This is a genomic window from Microcoleus sp. Pol7_B2 (assembly GCF_036701035.1).
GTDB lineage: Bacteria > Cyanobacteriota > Cyanobacteriia > Cyanobacteriales > Microcoleaceae > Microcoleus.
Window position 1 is genome coordinate 56,777 of the sequence record NZ_JAUBQB010000018.1, and the last position, 20,118, is coordinate 76,894.

At 46.1% G+C, this 20,118-nt stretch carries 15 protein-coding genes and 1 pseudogene; 9 read left to right on the plus strand and 7 right to left on the minus strand.

Annotated elements, in window-relative coordinates; translation table 11 throughout:
- Positions 1-452: 452 nt before the first annotated feature.
- Entirely contained in the window at positions 453-1,334 is an 882-nt protein-coding gene (locus tag QUA57_RS09965) for a choice-of-anchor L family PEP-CTERM protein (protein ID WP_333041524.1), read from the minus strand.
- Positions 1,335-1,855: 521 nt separating this feature from the next.
- Positions 1,856-3,578, minus strand: a pseudogene (ggt, locus tag QUA57_RS09970) (gamma-glutamyltransferase).
- 994 nt (positions 3,579-4,572) lie between these two features.
- Here ggt and QUA57_RS09980 point away from each other — a divergent pair.
- The 7 genes from QUA57_RS09980 to QUA57_RS10010 all read left to right on the plus strand — a co-directional run bounded on the left by QUA57_RS09980 (position 4,573) and on the right by QUA57_RS10010 (position 14,837).
- The gene (locus QUA57_RS09980) at positions 4,573-5,604 is read left to right on the plus strand and encodes a glycosyltransferase family 2 protein (protein WP_333041521.1); all 1,032 of its coding nucleotides are present in this window, start codon (positions 4,573-4,575) and stop codon (positions 5,602-5,604) included.
- A 569-nt stretch (positions 5,605-6,173) separates the two neighbouring features.
- Positions 6,174-6,950, plus strand: coding sequence for a DUF1350 family protein (locus QUA57_RS09985; protein WP_333060627.1), 777 nt, complete (start codon positions 6,174-6,176; stop codon positions 6,948-6,950).
- A 324-nt stretch (positions 6,951-7,274) separates the two neighbouring features.
- Positions 7,275-8,471, plus strand: coding sequence for a sigma-70 family RNA polymerase sigma factor (locus QUA57_RS09990; RefSeq protein WP_333060572.1), 1,197 nt, complete (start codon positions 7,275-7,277; stop codon positions 8,469-8,471).
- Positions 8,472-8,857: 386 nt separating this feature from the next.
- Positions 8,858-9,262, plus strand: coding sequence for a hypothetical protein (locus tag QUA57_RS09995; RefSeq protein WP_333060571.1), 405 nt, complete (start codon positions 8,858-8,860; stop codon positions 9,260-9,262).
- Between the two features lie 177 nt (positions 9,263-9,439).
- Positions 9,440-10,495, plus strand: coding sequence for a DUF4347 domain-containing protein (locus tag QUA57_RS10000; RefSeq protein WP_333251079.1), 1,056 nt, complete (start codon positions 9,440-9,442; stop codon positions 10,493-10,495).
- A 95-nt stretch (positions 10,496-10,590) separates the two neighbouring features.
- A complete protein-coding gene (locus QUA57_RS10005) occupies positions 10,591-11,784 on the plus strand; it encodes a DUF4347 domain-containing protein (protein WP_333251081.1) in 1,194 nt (397 codons plus the stop codon).
- Positions 11,785-12,128: 344 nt separating this feature from the next.
- A complete protein-coding gene (locus tag QUA57_RS10010) occupies positions 12,129-14,837 on the plus strand; it encodes a hypothetical protein (RefSeq protein ID WP_333251084.1) in 2,709 nt (902 codons plus the stop codon).
- Positions 14,838-15,173: 336 nt separating this feature from the next.
- Here the strand turns inward: QUA57_RS10010 and QUA57_RS10015 are convergent, their stop codons facing one another.
- Positions 15,174-15,653, minus strand: a complete 480-nt coding sequence (locus QUA57_RS10015) for an ATP-binding protein (RefSeq protein ID WP_333060567.1) — start codon at positions 15,651-15,653, stop codon at positions 15,174-15,176.
- Between the two features lie 432 nt (positions 15,654-16,085).
- Between QUA57_RS10015 and QUA57_RS10020 the strand changes: the two genes are divergently transcribed.
- Entirely contained in the window at positions 16,086-17,222 is a 1,137-nt protein-coding gene (locus QUA57_RS10020; RefSeq protein ID WP_333060566.1) for a SpoIIE family protein phosphatase, read from the plus strand.
- Positions 17,223-17,278: 56 nt separating this feature from the next.
- On the opposite strand, the gene QUA57_RS10025 is transcribed toward QUA57_RS10020, so the two are convergent.
- From QUA57_RS10025 to QUA57_RS10040, 4 genes are all read right to left on the minus strand, one after another.
- Complete coding sequence (locus QUA57_RS10025) at positions 17,279-17,605, minus strand: STAS domain-containing protein (protein WP_041623653.1); 327 nt, start codon at positions 17,603-17,605, stop codon at positions 17,279-17,281.
- Positions 17,606-17,844: 239 nt separating this feature from the next.
- Positions 17,845-18,549, minus strand: a complete 705-nt coding sequence (locus QUA57_RS10030; protein ID WP_333060565.1) for a helix-turn-helix domain-containing protein — start codon at positions 18,547-18,549, stop codon at positions 17,845-17,847.
- 78 nt (positions 18,550-18,627) lie between these two features.
- Complete coding sequence (gene dps / locus QUA57_RS10035) at positions 18,628-19,179, minus strand: DNA starvation/stationary phase protection protein Dps (protein WP_333041517.1); 552 nt, start codon at positions 19,177-19,179, stop codon at positions 18,628-18,630.
- Between the two features lie 95 nt (positions 19,180-19,274).
- Positions 19,275-19,535 carry a sulfiredoxin gene (locus QUA57_RS10040; protein WP_333041516.1) on the minus strand — a complete coding sequence of 87 codons (261 nt, stop codon included), beginning with the start codon at positions 19,533-19,535 and terminating at the stop codon, positions 19,275-19,277.
- Between the two features lie 267 nt (positions 19,536-19,802).
- On the opposite strand from QUA57_RS10040, the gene QUA57_RS10045 reads away from it, so the two are divergent.
- Complete coding sequence (locus QUA57_RS10045; RefSeq protein WP_190656149.1) at positions 19,803-20,057, plus strand: hypothetical protein; 255 nt, start codon at positions 19,803-19,805, stop codon at positions 20,055-20,057.
- The last annotated feature ends 61 nt before the right edge of the window (positions 20,058-20,118 follow it).

The window sequence follows — 20,118 nt, forward strand, 5'->3', positions numbered from 1 at the left end:
TATTCTGTCCGCTAGAACAACCGCAATAAAATTGGTTCGTAGTGAGGGCGTTCGTCGTCAGAATTGTATGAGGACTTGCATTCCTCGCTGCGTACCCATAATGGTTAAATTACTTGACATGATATTACGCGATCGCACAAACCGAGTTTTTTTACCCGGTTCAAGAACTGCAACAAGGTCTTTTCGTTCATCAAACCCCGTTTCTGTCTCCAACACGGCTAATCGAGATTCATATTACAGCAACCGCCAAAATGGTTCCTGTTCTGTTTTTTCCTTCTTCCTTCTCCCTTCTTCCCTTCTTCCTTCTTCCTTCTTCCTTTTATCCGTTACATAATCCGTTGCCGAACTTTCTTCTTCCTTCTTCCTTCTTCCCTTCTTCCTTCTTCCTTCTTCCTTCTTCCTTTTATCCGTTACATCCGTTACATAATCCGTTGCCGAACTTCCTTCCGTTATTAATTACTTCCGCCACGGCGATTGCGTAACTTTCGTCCAGCAGCCAGCATAGCGCCTCCCGCCATCAAACCCCCCACAGTCATCGGTTCGGGAACCGGCTCAGCTTGAACCGCCTCCACAGAACCGCCTTTAATAAATACAGCAGAATCTAACTTGCCATCGCCCACATCTTTAATGCGAATGCTGAGAACATTCGTCTGATTTTGCTTGAGCAAACCTTCAAAACCTAAAATTTTAGTAAAACCGTCGAGCTTAACGATGTTAGCAGCAATACCTGTCAAACTTGGGTTGTCAATATAGTCTGAGTGATATGTAGAGCGATTATATGGATCGGGAACAAGATTATTAATAGTAACTGTTTTTCCGTCGCTCAATTTTGCCAAATTAGTGCCGTTCAGCAGCAGTTCAAAATCGTCATTAAATGCAGAATTGCCGAACTCAGGAAACTCCTCAGAAGCAAATACATATTGAAAGACTAACTTTTCGACCGTGCTATTAGCAAAAAAGCTGAGGTTTAGCTGAGTCAAATCCCCCTCTTCACCTTCAGGTCCAAAGTCTGTGCTTAAATCGCTGATCTTTGTGGTCGTGAAGTTATCTTTCCGATTTTTACCCCGTATATCGGCGACTTTACCAGTGCTCAGAACAACACCTGATGTCAAACCGAAGGGGTCATTAGTGAAAGTACCAAAAGCAGCCGAATTACCTGTAATTGAAACAGAGAAATTACTCAACCCGGCTGTATTAGTCCCCAATAAATTATTTTTTAAAGTCTCAGTGTTATTAGTTGGCCCTACCGAAAATGGCATTGCTGGCCCTGCCAACAAACTCAGAGCAGTAGTTAATGTAGCTGTTAAGGCAGCAATTTTGTGAGTAATTATCATAAATTTTTCCTGGAAGATACAAACCTGATCCTATGCACAACTTAATTTTTACATTATATAAGTATCAATGTCTAGTGCCTTTACAATAACTTTACACATAAGTGTATATACGCTTTTTGTGGTTTACTTTTTTAGTAATTCTTGGCAATTAGTCAGCCAATAAACATCAGCGCAAAAATACGGATGCAAAAATACACGTACACAGACTAATAATTTCAGTAATTACGCACTGGAGACAAAATAAACCGGGTTTTGATACCTTTGGTCATCTCCAAAATGACTAATCACTAATGACTAATCACTAATGACTAATAGCTAATGACTGATGACTCATGAAAGATGACCTCGTAAAAAAAAACTATATAAGCCCCCAATTCCTGTCGTAGAGAACTCAAAATTTTTGACCCTAGTTCAACATCCCAGATTCATCTCTGGAGTAAATCTAAAATTTTTCGACTGAGTGCGACTCGACGGCTCGCCGAAGGTCTAAAATCTAAAATCTCTAATCGACTACCTGATAACTAAAACCCCCTTGCTTCTCCTTCGCCGCGCCGATCGGCAGCCCCTTCCAACCAACCGTCGGCAGTCAGGACGATCGCATTGGCATTGCCCCAGCCATCACCTTCCACAATCTGGTGTCCCCGCCACCGCAACTCCGAAAGCGTCGCAGCCTCAAAACCTCCCCGTTCCACCCTCAGGCGATCGGGCTGCCACTGGTGGTGTATCCGAGGTGCAGACACAGCATCGCCGACATTCATGTCGTAAACCAATACGTTCAGTACAATTTGCAACACGGTGGTAATAATTGTGCTGCCTCCGGGAGCCCCCGCAGCGAGGCGAAATTTGCCATTTTCTGTCACGATGACCGGCGTCATGCTCGATAAAGGAGTTTTCCTCGGGGCGATCGAATTTGCCTCCCCGCCCACCAAACCAAACAAATTCGGCACTCCCGGCGCTGCTGCAAAATCATCCATCTCGTTGTTGAGCAAAATTCCCGTACCCGCCGCCACGACTCCAGCCCCTAAGCCGCCATTCACCGTAAATGTCAAGCTTACTACATTGCGCTCTTTGTCAACTACCGTGAGGTGGGTAGTTTCGGGAGACTCCCACACAAAGTGGCTCAAAGTTTCAGGGTCAACAGCTTTTACCTCTCCCGAAGGTCGGGCTTTTGACATTTGGATTTGCGATCGTCTCAATTTGGCATAATTGCTGTTAGTCAGAGCTTTGACCGGTACACTCACAAAATCCGGGTCGCCCAAATACTCAGCCCGGTCAGCATAGGCAATCCTCATGCTCTCCGCCAGCAAGTGCAAAGTATCTGGACTTTGCCTCCCCAACCTCTTGAGATCCGAATCTCCCAGAATATTCAAGATTTGCAACAAATGAACGCCGCCGGAAGAAGGAGACGACATCGCGCAAATTTCGTAAGTGCGAAAGTTGCCGCAAACCGGATTCCGCCAAATCGGCGTATAGTTTTTCAAATCTTCGAGAGTGATAATGCCGCCGTTTTTAGCCATATCGGCGGCGATCGCCCGCGCAATGTCCCCGGTATAAAAACTCTGCGGATTTTCAGCAATCTGCCGCAAAGTCCGCGCCAAATCCCGCTGCACCAAAAGCTCACCCGGCTGGTATAAAATGCCACCACGAGTAAAAACCTCCCGCGCCGCCCGGTTTTTTTTGAGCACGTCCTCTCGTCGCCCGGTAGCCGTGGTAAAACGCGAACTTACCGAAAAGCCTTTTTCTGCCAGGGCGATCGCCGGCGCCACCACCTGGGCCCAAGGCAACTTACCATACTCGCGGTGCACCGTATAAAGTCCAGCAACAGTGCCCGGAATACCCACCGCCAAATGCCCGTCCAGACTTGCCCTTTGGCGCACCTTGCCTTGCTTGTCGAGGTACATATCCCGCGGCCCGTTTCGGAGCTCGTTCCCGGAAATCCAGCGCTTGCACAGTCCCCGTTTCCGCCCGCCGCAGCAGCAAAAAACCCCCGCCGCCGATACCCGCCGAAAAAGGCTCCACCACCGAAATCGCCAAAGCCGTAGCAGCCGCCGCATCCACTGCATTGCCTCCCTGTTGCAGCACGGCCAGCCCCGCAGCGCTCGCCAGAGGGTGAGCAGAAACTGCCATCCCCTGTTTGCTGCGCTGCTGCTGCAAGGTTGCCTGTAGCTGCTGGCAGCCACCCAACACCCAGACTGTTAGGCAACAAGTATAAATTTGCACTTTGCTCAAGAAATTTGGCAACATTTTTTACCGGTGAGGCGAAGATTTTTTACAGTATAATTTTATGATCGTCTTCCCTAAGACCGAGCGGTACTGAATTCAACTGCAGATAAATTACCTGTTATGGCAGACGGGAAAACTATTTGACCCTGGGAGGCTCTCACGGTACAAGAGGAAGAGAGAAAGGAGGGACAGCTTATGGTAACTTAATAAGTAAACAAGTTGGAAAAAGCATCTTTTTTGAGAAAATCCTGATTTCAAAAAAGCTGATGAACGCAGAAAAACGGCGTTGCTGATTTACGGTAGAAAAAACTCAAGATGCAAATCATATAAACAGTATTCACAAAGCTTCGGAATTTTCAATTTATTTTTTTTCCTAGCCTATTAAGCAACAGCAAAAAAATCAGTATAGGTGATTGCTATGGCAATGCAACACATAGCCGACTTAGCATAGCCGTTTTTGGGCAGTTGTTCGACTGGTTAGTTAATCAATAAAACAGGATTTACCCAATTTTCCTCTCAAGTTTGATTAAATAATTATAATTAGGTTGGTAGTGAGGAATCAAAGTCCTCCCTCGCCCGCCCCTGGCGCATGACAAACAATTTTATGCTCAGCGATTAACCGGAATCGCTCTGAGTCAGAAACCAGGTTTTTTAGTAGCTCTATAGTTCTCAAACCAATAATTTTGGGTGAGCCAGGGTTTTTCTGGGTAAGCCGTATTAAAGCAAAAAGATCCATCGAATTTAGGACAACTCCAGTCCCCGGACAAAACCCTCAATCCATCGCAGCCGTCGCCTTTGTGTCAGACAAATTGCCCGCCAAATAAGAGTCTGCACTCCGCCTGCTAAGGGCTGTCCCCTCCTTATGGTAGATAACACTCACGTTGGTAAACCTGTTATATTGGCAGTATGTAGGCAAGTTTCCTGACTACAGGTACTTGCACGTAAATGAGTCAGAGTGTCGGCTTCGATACTATACTTCGGCGAACAACTACCAAACCACACCTTAATGCAAGTTATGAATAGCAAAAAAGTCAGTGTCATCATTCCTGCATTCAATGCTGCCGACACTCTGGCCGAGACAGTTGCCTCCGTACTTAATGGTACTCACAAAAATCTAGAAATTTTAATAGTTGATGACTGCTCTACGGACGCTACTGACCAAGTTGCTGCTAAGCTGGTAGAGCAAAATTCGAGAATTCAATACTTCAGGAATTCCCAAAATTACGGGGTTTCTAAGTCGAGAAATTTAATGATATATCGCGCGACAGGCGAGTATGTAGCGTTTATCGACAGCGACGATACCTGGGAACCCAATAAGTTAGAAGTTTGTTTAAAGATGCTTGCAGACAATCCCGAAGTCAAAGCTGTGGCTCACGCTTTGCGGTATTTAGACAAGCACGGTAAGAAGTTGAGTTATATTCCCACCTATCCTACAACTAAAGCAGAAATGCAGGCGATTAAGGAGACAGGCGAAAGTCCTTGGGTTTTCCCGTCTTCTGTTGTAGTCGATCGCTCTATTCTACTCCAAGAAGGCGGGTTTCCAGAAGATTGGGAGGTAGGAGAAGATACAGAATTATTTACCAAACTTGCTCAAAAGTATGGCTTGCTGGCGGCGACAGAACCTTTGGGAAATTATCGAATTAGAGGCAACTCTCTCACAGATAAGCACTGGCTCAAAAAGCGCATAGCTTCTGATTGTGTCAAGGAAAACCAATTGCGGCGCTTGCGGGGAGAAAAAGAGTTATCACTCCAGGAGTACGAACAGTTATGTTTTAAGAATTTGCCGCTTTTGCAAAGGCTTAACAAATTTCGAGAAGTTTTGGCACTGCACTACATGAGAAAGCTGGGACAAAGTTGGTTAAATCGGGAGGTTTTGCCGACTATTGTTTACGGGGTGGCTACCACAGTGCTCAATCCTCAAGCTACTGTGCACAAGTGGAAATGGATGAAGACTCACGAAAAGTTGAGTCATCAAACCGCAGAAGGTATCAATCATTCACCACCATTAAACCCCCAGCGATCGTCTGAAATTGGGGGGCTGTCCTAAAGGATGTTATAGTTGTATAGCCTTTCTCAGTAACATGAGGTGCACGCTTGATAAGCGGGCATAGGCCTCCGTGGGCATAGGGCATACCTCACTTTATTGATAACTGCTATATGCGGGTTTAGTCAAGAAATTAGGTGCTGCCAATAAAGCCGAATGGACGCCGATCGCCCATGGGCGGGTTAATACCTGATATTGGCGTTTTGAGCCGTATTTGACTGTTAATATTCTGTCGGGTCAATTACCCGCACTACCGGCTACAGTGGCTTGGGGTCGTGCGGTGGGGGACAATATAAAAATTTTTGAAAGTCGTGGATGTCAGCGTTGATTTATTCGGCCGCCAGCTTCAACCCTATACAGGGCGAAAATAGCAGCGATCGCCAGCCGTGCTATTTGACCCCACAACAGTTAGAATAAATAATGTATAAGTAAAAAGGAAAGTTTTGGCCATTAAAAAATGGGTAGCAAACCCCTTTTTGAGGCAGAAAATAAAAGGAAAATTTTATAAAACATTCTGCCTTTTACCTTCAGAGAACGATCGCCTTTTTATTTGGAATTAGATTGAATTTATGATGGACTGGCAAGAAATTTCTGGCAATTGGGTATTAATTCCCTCAAGACCGATCGCGATCGTACATTTTCTCGGCGGTGCATTTGTGGCGACAGCACCCCAACTCACCTATCGCTGGCTGTTAGAAGCTTTGGGGACTCAAGGATATGTTGTAGTAGCAACGCCGTTTGTCAATACTTTAGATCATATTGCGATCGCCCGCGATGTTCTCAACAAATTTGAAAATGCCCTCGATCGCCTGCGCGCCACTAAATTGCTCAAATCTTCCTATCTCCCCATTTACGGTATGGGACACAGCATGGGATGCAAACTGCACTTGCTGATCGGTTCTGTATTTGACGTAGAAAGGGCAGGCAATATTCTGATTTCTTTCAACAATTATGCGGCATCCGAAGCAATCCCGATCGTCGAGCAAATTTCCCCCGTCTTTAACGTCGAGTTTACCCCTTCCCCGCAAGAGACTAATCGGCTCGTCCAAGATAGCTATCAAATTCGGCGCAATCTTTTAGTCAAATTTAACGGCGACAACATCGACCAAACCCTGCTGTTAACCAAACTGCTAAAAGCACGATTTCCGGACATGATTACAGTTCAGACTTTGACTGGCAACCATCAAACGCCCTTGGGTCAAGATGTTAGCTGGCCTGTGGGTCAAATTTTTACACCCTTCGACGCGATCGGGCAATGGGTCAAACAAGAAGTGTATCGAGAATTAAATGAATTAAAACGGACAATTCTGCTGTGGCTTAATCCTATGTCCAAGGATTTTAAATCTTAAAGTTCAGATTTTAACGGGGTGACATTAAATTTAGGAATTATCCATAAACTCTATCTGTAGTGCTTAGGTTTTACCTGACAACTACGAATAGTGTTAAAAATCCGTTTGCGTAAGTCCTAAAACTGCCAAGGGATGTCTAAGCTATGCACCCATAGCGGCGATGATCCTACTTTTCCGACTTTTCCGACTTGAAAGATCCTACTTGTGCGACTTACTTGAGCCTGAGTGGTGAGTCAAGATGCTGATAGGTGCATCTGAAACTAGGTAAATTACTGCCTAAATTAATCGCCTGTTCTTGTCCACTTAGAGTTCCAGGCGCCAGAGATGTTAATTTCTAGTTCTGCATCCATCCCTTCCTCATGCACTCAAGATATAGATTCAGCTTTTTGGAAATTATGGCAGCAGCATCAAGATTATCTTTACCGTTGCTGTCGCAAGTGGATGGGCAATCCAACCGATGCAGAAGATGCCTTGAGTCGGGCGATGCTCAAAGCTTGGGAGAAAGTAAGAGATTGTACGGATGATATCAAAAACTTTAAGGCTTGGTTAACCAAACTGACTTATAACCTCTGCATCGATATCCATCGAGAGCGCAACAGAAGTGCAGTAGGAGTTGACAGTTTAGACACGATTGCTATAGGAAGCCAAATCGAATTAATGAGCCAAGAACAAACACCTGTTTGCGCTGCAATGCAGCGCGAACTCGAATTATTTTTTCGCGACGCAATAGATGAGTTGCCAGATAGATTGCGCGAGACTTTTATTCTCCATTTTGAATCAGAGCTATCTTATCCAGATATTGCTGAACAGCTTAATATTTCCTACGATAACGTCCGAAAGCGGATTTCCCAGGCGCGGGCAATTTTGCGTCAGCGGTTCAATGCAAATTTCGGAGAAGATGGGACTGACTCTGATTTGTCTAATCCTCAGTCGAGGGTTTCTCCTCAGTCAGCTAAAGGGAAAAAGTCTAAGAATATTGTTAAAAAAAAACCTGTTAAAGAGGAGATTGAAGAAAGAGAAATTGTTGTCGGTGGGGAAGTTCAAGAGTCGGTTTTAGTTAATGGTCAATCTGATGGGGACATAGGAGAAAGAGAAATTGTTGCCGGTGGGGAAGTTCAAGAAGCGGCAGTGTGTGTTTGGCATCGAGGCGCGAACGATTATTCGCCCCTACGGATTTTGGCAAATAGTCTGGGGGATGACAGCGAAAAAGCGATCGCGCCTAACGCCTACAGCGGATTGCTTTCCTCGTCTGGGGAAAGCCAAAAAGCTCTTGCTGTGGAGGCATCATTAATGCAGCCCGCACAGGGCTGTTCTACCATCAGCGACTGCAATCGGCTGAATTCCCACTTTCTCAACAGAGAAAACCAATACTTGACAGATGTTCGATCGCCCCAGGCATATCGCGCCAGCGTACCCAAGGCATATCGCGCAGCCTTGCGTCTTCTGTATCGCCTTTTCTACTGTACAGGAGGATGTGGGCAGACAGTGGCGGCGACTGGCTTTCTTGCATCTGAAAAATAGGTAGGCAGAAAATCGCTTTAAATCAGTTTTTACAGCTTTTGGCTTTCCTCGTCTTGGCAAAGCCAAAACCGGCGTGCAGGTGGCTTTAATGCTGCCGCGATCGCTGCAATCCCCTATATTCGCGCTTTTTCTATGACTGGCGCTGGGCGCGATATGGCGCTAGGCGGAATTTGGCATGGAAAAATTCGGCATCCCTGGTTTCGCCAATCGAGATTTTCAGGAAGAGATCGACTGCGTAGCAGGAATTGGTCAAATCCTCCCTCGAACCGCGTCATCCCCCAAAAGTTAGAGATGCCATCTATCTAAAGACTGAATAATTCACAAATCACCTTCGGGAAACGTCTAACTAATAGAACAAAAAAAACCAACCCTGGAGTTGAAAAATTATGATTCGTCGTATTGCTTTCGTTAGTGGTCTCGTTATTCTAAATGCTTTTGGTTTCGCTACCGTAGCCCGTGCCGGTGAAGGTGGTGTAGCAGGTTCTGCGGCTTTCACTGTTAACGGCGCTAACGTTACAGGTGTGGCTGTCTCGGCTGCTGTCGGTAAAGAAAATGCTGCCGCTCATTCTTTCAACTACAACGGCACCAATGCAAATGGTTTACAGAACTCAGCCTTTGCCATTGGTACTGCGGGTACACTGAGTCTCAACGGTCTTGGCGACCCCGCCGGCTTTAACCTCAACACAATAGAAGACAGCGCTCGCGCTACCCCGCAAAACAATACCTTCACAGCAGGATACACCATTCAACTGGGTACTTTTAGCGGCGCTGTTTTGGGTACGTCTCCCTAGAACTGTTGACAGTTGTTAGCTAGCAAGCTGACCCAGCAATTCAATCAATTTTCTCCCCTCTCAAAGATGATATGAGGATCTCAGCGGCTCTCGCCACAGGAAGTCAGGAAAGATCCTCATTAAGAGAGGTTTTTTTATCCGCAACACCTGCTGATTAATAACAAGGACATTCCCCAGATGAAACCCCTGCTAAATACTTCAAAAACTATCAATCCCACCACCACAATTGTTTTTATTGATGCCGGAGTCGAAAATTCCCAGCAACTTATTGAGGGTGTCATTCCCAGTGCAGAAATCTTTGTCTTAGATAAAACGGCAGATGGCATCGAACAAATTAGCGAAGTTTTACAACAGCGTCAGAATATCGATGCAGTTCATATTATTTCCCACGGTTCCCCAGGTTGCTTGTATCTGGGCAATAGCCAACTAAGTTTAGATAACCTAATCCACTATGCCCCTCAACTGCAACAGTGGAATGTTACTAACCTTCTCCTCTATGGTTGCAACGTCGCAGCAGGGGATGCAGGAGAAGAATTTATTGCTAAGTTACACACTCTAACGGGGGCAGAAATTGCCGCTTCTAAGACTCTGACGGGGAGTGCAGCTAAAGGGGGAAACTGGGAGTTAGAAGTCACCACAGGTCAAGCCGAGTTGACAGCGGCTTTTTCCCCAGAAGTAATGGCCACCTATCCAGGGGTGATGAACGGTACGCCCAATAACGATATTCTCAGGGGTACTGCCAGTAGCGATTTAATCGCGGGTTTCGCAGGTAGCGATGTCCTCTACGGTTACGCCGGAAGCGATTATCTCTTTGGTGATGAGGGCGACGATATTGCCTACGGTGGCAATGATATGGATGTACTGTTCGGGGGTAATGGCAGCGATCGCCTTTACGGTGATGCCGGTCACGACTACCTCTTAGGTGATGCAGGTAATGACATCCTGTATGGGGGTGATGGTGATGATATCCTCAATGGCGGTGCAGGGAGCGATCGGCTTTATGGTAATGGAGGTACCAATACCTTTGTTCTGGAATCGGGAATGGGTCAGGATCTGATCTATGGCTTCCAAGATGGCGTAGACAGGATCCGATTAGAGGGTTTAACTTTCGGCGAATTACAGATTGCCCAAAGTGGCACTTCCACCTTAATTAAAATTGCATCAACCAAAGTCACCCTCGCTTCTTTAGTTAACACAAATTCCGCCTTGATTGGGGTGGAGGATTTTGCCTGATTCTGAAATTATCAGGTGCGTTAACTTCCGTTACCGCACCAGAGAGGTTTTTTTATCCGCAACACCTTCTGATTAATAACAAGGACATTCCCCAGATGAAACCCCTGCTAAATACTTCAAAAACTATCAATCCCACCACCACAATTGTTTTTATTGATGCCGGAGTCGAAAATTCCCAGCAACTTATTGAGGGTGTCATTCCCAGTGCAGAAATCTTTGTCTTAGATAAAACGGCAGATGGCATCGAACAAATTAGCGAAGTTTTACAACAGCGTCAGAATATCGATGCAGTTCATATTATTTCCCACGGTTCCCCAGGTTGCTTGTATCTGGGCAATAGCCAACTAAGTTTAGATAACCTAATCCACTATGCCCCTCAACTGCAACAGTGGAATGTTACTAACCTTCTCCTCTATGGTTGCAACGTCGCAGCAGGGGATGCAGGAGAAGAATTTATTGCTAAGTTACACACTCTAACGGGGGCAGAAATTGCCGCTTCTAAGACTCTGACGGGGAGTGCAGCTAAAGGGGGAAACTGGGAGTTAGAAGTCACCACAGGTCAAGCCGAGTTGACACCGGCTTTTTCCCCAGAAGTAATGGCCACCTATCCAGGGGTGATGAACGGTACGTCCAATAACGATATTCTCAGGGGTACTGCCAGTAACGACTTCTTCGCGGGTTTAGCAGGTAGCGATGTCCTCTACGGTTACGCCGGATACGATTACCTCGAGGGTGGTGACGGCGACGATATTGGCTACGGTGGCAATGATGACGATCAGCTGTTGGGGGGTAATGGCAGCGATCGCCTTTACGGTGATGTCGGTCACGACGTACTTTATGGTCAAGAGGGTAATGACATCCTCTATGGGGGCGATGGAAATGATGCCCTCATTGGCGATGCAGGGAGCGATCGGCTTTACGGTGATGCGGGTAACGACGCATTTTATGGTGATGCGGGTGATGACATTCTCTATGGGGGTGATGGTGATGATTACCTCAATGGCGGTGAAGGGAGCGATCGGCTTTATGGTAATGGAGGTAACAATACCTTTGTTCTGGAATTGGGAATGGGTCAGGATCTGATCTATGGCTTCCAAGATGGCGTAGACATGATCCAATTATATGGTTTAACTTTCGGCGAGTTACAGATTGCCCAAAGTGGCACTTCCACCTTAATTAAAATTGCATCAAGCAAAGTCACCCTCGCTTCTTTAGTTAACACAAATTCCGCCTTGATTGGCGTGGAGGATTTTATCGTTATCGCTAGCCCGTCTGGCGAACAGTTTTAATCCTGAAATTATCAGGTGCGTTAACTTCCGTTAGCGCACCCTTGATTTTAATTTTATAATTATTAAATATTCCCAATATTCATTCCTATAAATATTTTTTTTCTTCTATCTATAGCGAGCCTAAATGAATTCTGTAATTCTTGTAGCGGCAAACTCTCCCTGGTTGCCCTCATCCGTGGGGGGATAGGCACGGGGGTACTACCCCTACATATTTGTACTAATGATTTATACGCGCTATATAAAAATATTAACGCCATAGATTTAATAAATATTAAATTATTAGGATATCAGGGTATAATTACTGTATTAACTGATAGATTTAATGCCTAATTGCTGCGCTTGTAATGATAATTAACGCCCTCAAATTTATCGTTAATCCTACTGGGTTCCTCTCAACAGCATACAATGGTAGTATTCTCGTCGGTTTGACTCTCCTGACCATCGCTTACTCAACCCCAGCTATAGCAGAAACTCGCTCCAATTTACTCAACACATCCAATCAACTTGATTCCTCTGCTGCAAGTGTTTCCGACCTTCCAGAAACCACCCCTTTATCAGAAACACCCAACTGGTTTACTTATCCTACAAACCAGGAACCCTCATCCCCAAATTTAGCCTCTGAACCTGAACCCACAGAACCCCAATCAACTAATAATCCTAACGGATTGCCCCCACCTTCTGCGCCATCTACTGACCCCGATTACATTATTCCACCTCGAAGCGCTCCAAGTGTTTCGGACATTCCAGAAACCACCTCTTTATCAGAAACACCCAACTGGTCTACTTCTGCTACAAACCAGGAACCTTCATCCCCAAATTTAGCCTCTGAACCTGAACCCACAGAACCCCAATCAACTAATAATCCTAACGGATTGCCCCAACCTTCTGCGCCATCTACTGACCCCGATTACATTATTCCACCTCGAATCGCTCCAAGTGTTTCCGACCTTCCACAAGCCAGCCCTTTATCAGAAACACCAAACTGGTCTACTTTTGCTACAGACTTGGAACCCTCATCCCCAAATTTAGCCTCTGAACCTGAACCGACAAAACCCCCATCAACTAATAATCCTAACGGATTGCCCCAACCTTCTGCGCCATCTACTGACCCCGATTACATTATTCCACCTCGAATCGCTCCCGACGAAAAAATTAGCCCATTCACGACCAATTTACTTCTCAATGACATTCCCATCAGCCATCTAACTGAATGGGAGTTTAGTGGTTTCCATACTTTTGCTGACACCACAGACAGCGATATTTTTTTTAATGGCACTCTCAAACTTAACAGTCGAGTCATTGAAAGCTTAAGCCGAACTAATATTTATAGAGTAGACCAAAAAGGCACTTATTTGCAACTGCGGACTGTTCCCCTAGAACGAACAATTACAACCACAACTACCGCACCGCAAACCATGACGGGTTTAGAACTTCAAATGAGTTTAACGGGGGCTTGTATTTTTCCCGATACTCCCAGTGACCAACAATGTACTTATACCCCAGGTTTAGTTATCGATCGCAATAGTATAGATCCAGAGTTTTTCGTACCTACCCGCGTCTTTCAAACGTCTCAGGTTGGGGAGGTTCTCAAACCGGAAACTTTGGCTTTTATGCAGCTTCCAGGCTTTCAAGGCGGAACCAGCAGTCAACCGATTGGCGTCGATTTTTATTTTCCCAATTCGGGTGCTTATCCGGGAAACAGCCAATCCCGAAAAACAAAAGTTGAGAGAAAAGAAGAAATTGACTATACGATTGCAGGTACTTTTTCCCGAGTTCGTCAAGTTGTTAAAGCCAATGATAGAGAAGCCGTTTTAGGACGAACGATTCGAGGATTTACTCTCTTTGTTGATGATGAAAATCGCTGGCTAAATACGGCTATTCAAGCGGGGGCGCAATTTTTGCCCGATGTCATTCCTGACCTAGAAGGCAGTAAAAATCAGGTTAATACTAATATCAACCGCAACTTATTTTTAGCGGCTAATAATACTCGTTTACCCAGCAGTAGTTTTACGATATATTCCGCCGGACTCGGACGGGCAGAAAGTTTAACGCCTAATGTCACCAGCTTAAGTCAAGTTCCTAGAGCGAATTATAACAGCCTTTGGCTCGGTCTTTCTCCCGTGATCGATCGCGCTCTTGAAGATGGTCGAATCTTTTACGATCCAACAGGCCCACAAGTCACCCTTGTCGATGCTGGTGCAGAAGGTGGAGCAAATACCAATGTACAGTTATTCTCTGCCGTTAACCAAAATCAGTATTCTACTGCCAATTTGCAGAATTTTTATGCCCAAGTTTATTTAGGTTTTTTACAGCAAGATGTCAACTTTGTTAGAGAAAGTATCTATGGGGAAAAAACCTCTTACTATCCTCATCTCAGCTTTACCGGAAACTGGACGGGAGGTGAAGATATCCTGCGATACTATACGGGTGTGATTGCTTCAGAAAAGCCCAAACTCTACCTGGGTGCTGATTACACGAGAAACACGCTAAACAATTGGAGTTTTCGCGGCGGTGCGATTGGTTATCTCAACCCCGATCGCGATTATTACAGCCAACTTTGGGGGAGTGTGGCTAAAACATTTCGCTTCAGTAGGCGGGCAAATTTAACCTTATCAACTGGCTTCAATTATGCTCTCGATCGAGAAACAAGAATTGGTGATGTAGTTAGTCTTTCACCCGCTAGTGAAGTAGCCCTTAGCGCTCGCCTGAATTGGGGAATTTTTTCTCTGGGTTTGACCAACTATTTTGGTGATATCGTACCCAATTCCTACGACGATCGCTTACTCGCTGAGTTAACAATCCGTCCTCTAAGCACTCTCACTCTGTCTGGTTATATCGCCCCCATCGATAAAAACTCCTCTCGCTCTCTCTACGGTGCTAGTGTAAGTTGGCAACTGGAAAATAAGTATAACAGTCCCACCCTATCCCTCAATTGGCAAAATAAGCAATATGATTATGGTGATGATGTTTTTGAGAATCGTTTATTATTGAATGATAATGTTTTTACGATCCTTTTTCGCATTGGTTCTCCAGCTAATCCGCTCTCTCGTTAATCTTACCCAGAGTAGAAGCCAACTAATTTGCTAAAATAAAAAATTAGACTTCTGCCTCATCCCCGCCTGTGAAGCGTTTGAGAAAATCTATGCCAATAGGGACTCTCACCGAGATTACCTCATTTGCGAGTTAATCTGCTTCGGACGGCAGTGCCATAATGTTTTAGCACACTAAATACGGAAGAACCGGAAATACCGATGCTATGGGAATTGCCAGTATCTAGGGAAGCAGTCAAATCAAACTATAATCAACTGCTACGCAGCTTAACAGTCACACACGGTTCTTAAGGAAGGTGGAGGGCTACCCTCAACCCTTACCCGCTAAAAATATTAGTCTTATTTTCGATCGTCGATACAGGGCGAATAATTTTTGACGATCGACAAACAGTTCCGTCCATCAGCCGTTCTCACATAACTAATACTGTCTGCGATGTCTTTAATCAATTTGAGACCCCGCCCGCCCGGAGAGTGAATATCGACTTTTTCCGAAATATCTTTGATTTTTTTCTCTAAATCAAACGGATCACCCGAGTCCCAAATTTTAATCTCTAAAGATTCAGCGAACACAGCCACCTGAATGTCAACAGGCAAATCCGCTGGTTTGCCCTTGTGGGCGTGACGCACCGCATTCGTAAAGCCCTCAGCCAAAGCCAACTGACACCTTATCCACACACTTGTAGGAATTCGCGAGTCGTACAATTGTGCAAACCACGACAAAACCCAGCTTAATCCATTCAGACCTGTATTGACTTGAAGATCCGCTTTTTTTAGCATCGGCAACTTTTCGGAACCCTTTAATTCAATCACGCTCACCACACAAGTTCTTCATCCGCCGGTGGGCAAAATACAACGAGACAAAATACAACCAGATAAAATACAACGAGACAAAGTATAACGGCGGCAAAATTGAATGGTAGTTTGAGGATACTAGCTCTGGTGGGCCGTGGATCAATGTCTAATCGAATAATCGGTGAGTCACTTTACCATAAATAGCACTTCCATGTCAACCAGCGCCTGTGGCAAATAAAAGTCTATAAAATTTTATATTCTGAGTATAAACTGAGTGAAGTTCGATCGCGCCAAATTTCTATCAAATTTTAACGTAAATTGAACTCAACGACCCGCTGTCAAAAGCAATTACCTCGAAAGCGATGCCAATAAACTATACTCAATCTCAGACAAGGGCGCTGACAGGATATATTTTAAATGACCCCCAGACCTTGAAAAACTTGTAGTACCTAAGTGCCCATGTTTCAAATTCTGGTTATTGACGATGATACGGCTGTTCAAGAACTGCTGAGAAGAACCCTGAAAAAACAGGGTTACGAAGTAACAGTAGCAAGCAATGGCGAAGACGGTGTAGCCCAGGCGCAAAAATTGCGTCCGGCCCTGATAATTTGCGATTGGATCATGCCGCGCTTGACCGGCATCGATGTCTGCCGTCGAGTCAAGGCAGATCCGGATCTGTCAACTACACAATTCTTTTTGTTGACTTCTTTGGGTTCGATCGCCGATCGAGTCAAAGGACTCGACGCAGGTGCCGACGATTTTATCTCAAAGCCGATCGAACTCAACGAATTACAGGCTAGAGTACGCGCGGGATTGAGGCTGCACCAACTCAGCCGAGATTTGAAAATAGCCAAGCAAAGTCTGGAAGCAGAGTTAGCCGAGGCCGCCGAGTACGTGCAATCGCTGTTGCCAGATCCGATGACGGAACCTTTCAGCATTGAGGCAAAATTCATTCCCTCCCGGCAGTTGGGGGGAGATTGTTTCGACTACAACTGGCTAGATGCCGATTATTTGGCGATTTACTTACTCGACGTAGCCGGTCACGGTTTGCGGGCGGCCCTGCCTTCGGTGGCAGTGCTGAATTTGCTGCGATCGCGCACGCTCCCCAACATAGACTACTACAAACCTAGCGACGTTTTACGCGCCCTGAACACCACCTTCCAGATGAGCTACCAAAATGACAAGTATTTCACCATCTGGTATGGCGTTTACAACCGCATTTCTCGCCAGCTAGTTTATGCTAGCGCCGGCCATCCACCGGCCGTGTTGATTTCCCAGTCGCCTGCGAGCACGGCTAAAATCCAGCGATTAAAAACCCCCGGAATGCCGGTCGGGATGTTCCCCGACGCCCCCTATGTCGATAATTGCTGCGATGTCGAGGATTTGAGCACTCTCTACATCTTTAGCGACGGGGTATACGAGATCCACCAACCTGACGGCAATATCTGGGGGCTTGACCCTTTCATCGACCTGTTAGCAGCTTACAACGGTGCAAGTGCCGACCAGTTAGAGCTGGTTTTGAACTACATTCAAAAGTTGAACGCTAAAGCAGTTTTTGATGATGATTGGTCTTTACTCAAGGTAAACTTTGGCTAGCTGACTTCTTGCAGTGCATCTGTGACCAAATAGCAAGAAGGCAGCAGCCCAAAGATTTAGTTAGTTGAGAGAATTTTGCTATTAAAAGCATCGCGGGTCTGAAATATCTCGAAAACTCGATCCATGCTGGTGAGTTCAAATAAGATGCGGATTTGCTCGTTGATAGAACAGACAACTAATTGACTCCCAGCGGCCCGGACTGTTTTGAGCGCCAAAACTAAAGCGCCTAAACCAGAACTATCCATAAATGTCACATCAGTGAAGTCTATCAATACCACATCGGCTCCCGCTTCCACTAGGTCGCTAATCTCTTGGCGGAATTGACTTGCCTTGGTGCCGTCTAAAATGCCAGAGGGCTGAATAATTTTAACTACAGGACTCATATTTTGCGGTGGGAATGTCAGAATTTCTAGCCAGACTAGGCTAGTATAGCTGCGAGATGGACTCCGATCCAAATAACAGGGGGGGAAAGCGCCAGAGCCTGAGAGCGGGAGAATAGTTATGAGTGCAAAAGATGGTGCTCGTCGCGGAGCCTAACGCCGATCGCAGTCGCAGCGCTTCGCCGGGAGTGAATTGTGAGAGAGGGACAATCTTTGTTCTGCTGAATGCCTTCTGGTATTAATCAAACTCGGCTAACTTTGGCGCGGTAGAGCAGTTTGTCGCCTTGTCTGTAGCCTGTGTAGCGGACTTTGACGGGTTCTCCGGGCTCGGCTGTTCCTTCCATGAGCTGGTGCTGTTGGGGGTTGTAGGGAATCTGGGCTCCGACTGGGGCGATCGACTCCACTCCCCAATGCTCTAATAACTGCTCGACTGGCCGCAGCAAGGGCAGTAGTTTCTGAGCCCGCAAGTTGTGATTTTCCTGAGCTTTGCTCGCAGCAGTCGGCCACTGCAACATCCAAGATTCTAAAATTTGCACGCTAGATAGCTGGAATTCCTGCATCAAAGATTCTCGCTGCTGTTCGATCGAAGCTTGCAGGCGCTGATATTCTTGTTCTACGGCTGTCGGTGGTGCCTGTTCTAACTCTACATAGTCTGGCGTCAAGGTTGCCAGCAGTTCGGGTAAGGAAATTTGCAAAGCTTGACTAATTTTGAGCAAGATGTCGGCTCGGGTTTGCAAAGCTAAACCGCGACGCAGGCGACTTAGCTGGATCTCGGAAACTCCTGCTTTTTGGCTGAGTTCTCGATCGCTCGAAAGCCCCGCCTGTTCCATCAGGCGTTGCAGTTGAGGAGCATAATCTGGAATATTGGCAGTCACGAAAAACTCATCCAAATTAATAAATGGACATATTCTCGATCGTAAACTGTCACGAGCCTTAACGAAATACATTTTTGGGGCGGGCTGTTGGGCCCGCCCCACAAGAGTTTCGCAATTTATGCCGATGCAAGTTCAATTATTGAAAGCTTGCTATTTGACGGCTACTTTTTCGCGGGCGGTGGCTGTTGCAGTTGTCGCAGAACCTTGCAAATGCGCTTCTAGGAACCACAAACGCTTGTCAATTGTCCGCGAAATTTCAGTGTAGAGATCCGCTGTGTCGGCGTCGCCGAGTTCGTCTGTTTTGTCGATGGCAACTCGCAGGTGTTGGGCGTAGGGTGCGTAGCGATCGGCCAAAGCCGTCACGTATTCTTTGCCGTCTAAAATGTCGAAAGGAAATTCTGGCAAAATCGAATCTGCTGCGGCTGTGCGGGCTGTTCCTACAGCCAAACCGCCCAAAGCTGTGACCCGTTCGGCAACCAAATCGATGTACTCTTCGAGTTCTGTTGCCATTTCGTCAAACAGCAAGTGCAACTGGTAGAAGTCCATGCCTTTAACGTTCCAGTGAGCTTGCTTGACTTGAGTTTTTAAGTCCAGAGTCGTTGCTAGTGTGGCGTTGAGCAGCCCGACTACTTGAGAGCGGGTGGCGGCTGACATATCGATGCGGGTGGGGTAAAGATGTTGTTTGTGATTGTTGGTAGTCATAGGTTTTTAGCTTGTTATTAGTGATTGTCGATCGAACTTCTTAGAAAGGTTTGGGCGAGGGAATATTTGGCTGTCATGAATTTCTGTTGAGAGGCTCAGGCTAGGTGCATCTGCAACACCGCACGGGGAGCTCGGCGTATTTTACAGCGGATAGTTTCTAAACCGAGACGCTGGCAAGCTTCGTAGCGGTGGCAGCCGGAAAATCCGTAATACTGACCATCTACTTCTAGCACATCGATGGGTTCGTTTAAACCTACCTCGCGGATGGATTCCATGAGGGCGGCGACTTTGGTTTGGTCATTGACTCGCGGCAGGGGGCGGCGAATCTGGTTGAGGGGAATTTCTTCTATCCTCATGGTGACTCTCTTTTTTACTATCTAAATCATACTCGTTATGACTTCATTTTGTCAACAAACATGAGAACTTACGCAAAAACGTGGTTTCTGCAGGGAATATGGGGGTTAGAAAATCCCAACTACTGCTATCTAGCCCGGAAATCCCATACAAATACCTATGAATTGGCAACACTCAGCACAGGCAGGATTTTTCATGCCTTTCGATAGATCGATCGACCTCAACCTTCTAGGTACAGTGGGAGAAAATATAAATTGTGGCTTGAAATTATGGCATCCTCCCAACCCCTCAAAGGCATTGAATTGATCGACTGCGCCAAAGCTAACGCCCAACAAGGAATCGCCACAGCCGCGAAGCTTTGCGGCTACGGAGGCGACCTCAACACCTTCGAGCGGGAACTGAAAAAGGCTTGCCAAGACATCGGCGTCGAAGTCAAGGAGTTAAGCGACTTGATTACGGCTCAGCAGATGATGAAACAAGGAATGGGTATTGAAGTCGCTCCAGATACTCCCTCAGAACTCTAGGCTCAATCTCCACCGCACCAGTTTTAAATCTAAGATTGCCCTGACACCAGTATTTTGAGTC

What these genes read in the sequence shown, in the direction of transcription:
- QUA57_RS09965 (WP_333041524.1), bottom strand. Translation starts at nt 1,334, where the DNA reads ATGATAATTACTCACAAAATTGCTGCCTTAACAGCTACATTAACTACT.
- QUA57_RS09980 (WP_333041521.1), top strand. Translation starts at nt 4,573, where the DNA reads ATGAATAGCAAAAAAGTCAGTGTCATCATTCCTGCATTCAATGCTGCC.
- QUA57_RS09985 (WP_333060627.1), top strand. Translation starts at nt 6,174, where the DNA reads ATGGACTGGCAAGAAATTTCTGGCAATTGGGTATTAATTCCCTCAAGA.
- QUA57_RS09990 (WP_333060572.1), top strand. Translation starts at nt 7,275, where the DNA reads ATGTTAATTTCTAGTTCTGCATCCATCCCTTCCTCATGCACTCAAGAT.
- QUA57_RS09995 (WP_333060571.1), top strand. Translation starts at nt 8,858, where the DNA reads ATGATTCGTCGTATTGCTTTCGTTAGTGGTCTCGTTATTCTAAATGCT.
- QUA57_RS10000 (WP_333251079.1), top strand. Translation starts at nt 9,440, where the DNA reads ATGAAACCCCTGCTAAATACTTCAAAAACTATCAATCCCACCACCACA.
- QUA57_RS10005 (WP_333251081.1), top strand. Translation starts at nt 10,591, where the DNA reads ATGAAACCCCTGCTAAATACTTCAAAAACTATCAATCCCACCACCACA.
- QUA57_RS10010 (WP_333251084.1), top strand. Translation starts at nt 12,129, where the DNA reads ATGATAATTAACGCCCTCAAATTTATCGTTAATCCTACTGGGTTCCTC.
- QUA57_RS10020 (WP_333060566.1), top strand. Translation starts at nt 16,086, where the DNA reads ATGTTTCAAATTCTGGTTATTGACGATGATACGGCTGTTCAAGAACTG.
- QUA57_RS10025 (WP_041623653.1), bottom strand. Translation starts at nt 17,605, where the DNA reads ATGAGTCCTGTAGTTAAAATTATTCAGCCCTCTGGCATTTTAGACGGC.
- QUA57_RS10030 (WP_333060565.1), bottom strand. Translation starts at nt 18,549, where the DNA reads ATGTATTTCGTTAAGGCTCGTGACAGTTTACGATCGAGAATATGTCCA.
- dps (WP_333041517.1), bottom strand. Translation starts at nt 19,179, where the DNA reads ATGACTACCAACAATCACAAACAACATCTTTACCCCACCCGCATCGAT.
- QUA57_RS10040 (WP_333041516.1), bottom strand. Translation starts at nt 19,535, where the DNA reads ATGAGGATAGAAGAAATTCCCCTCAACCAGATTCGCCGCCCCCTGCCG.
- QUA57_RS10045 (WP_190656149.1), top strand. Translation starts at nt 19,803, where the DNA reads ATGGCATCCTCCCAACCCCTCAAAGGCATTGAATTGATCGACTGCGCC.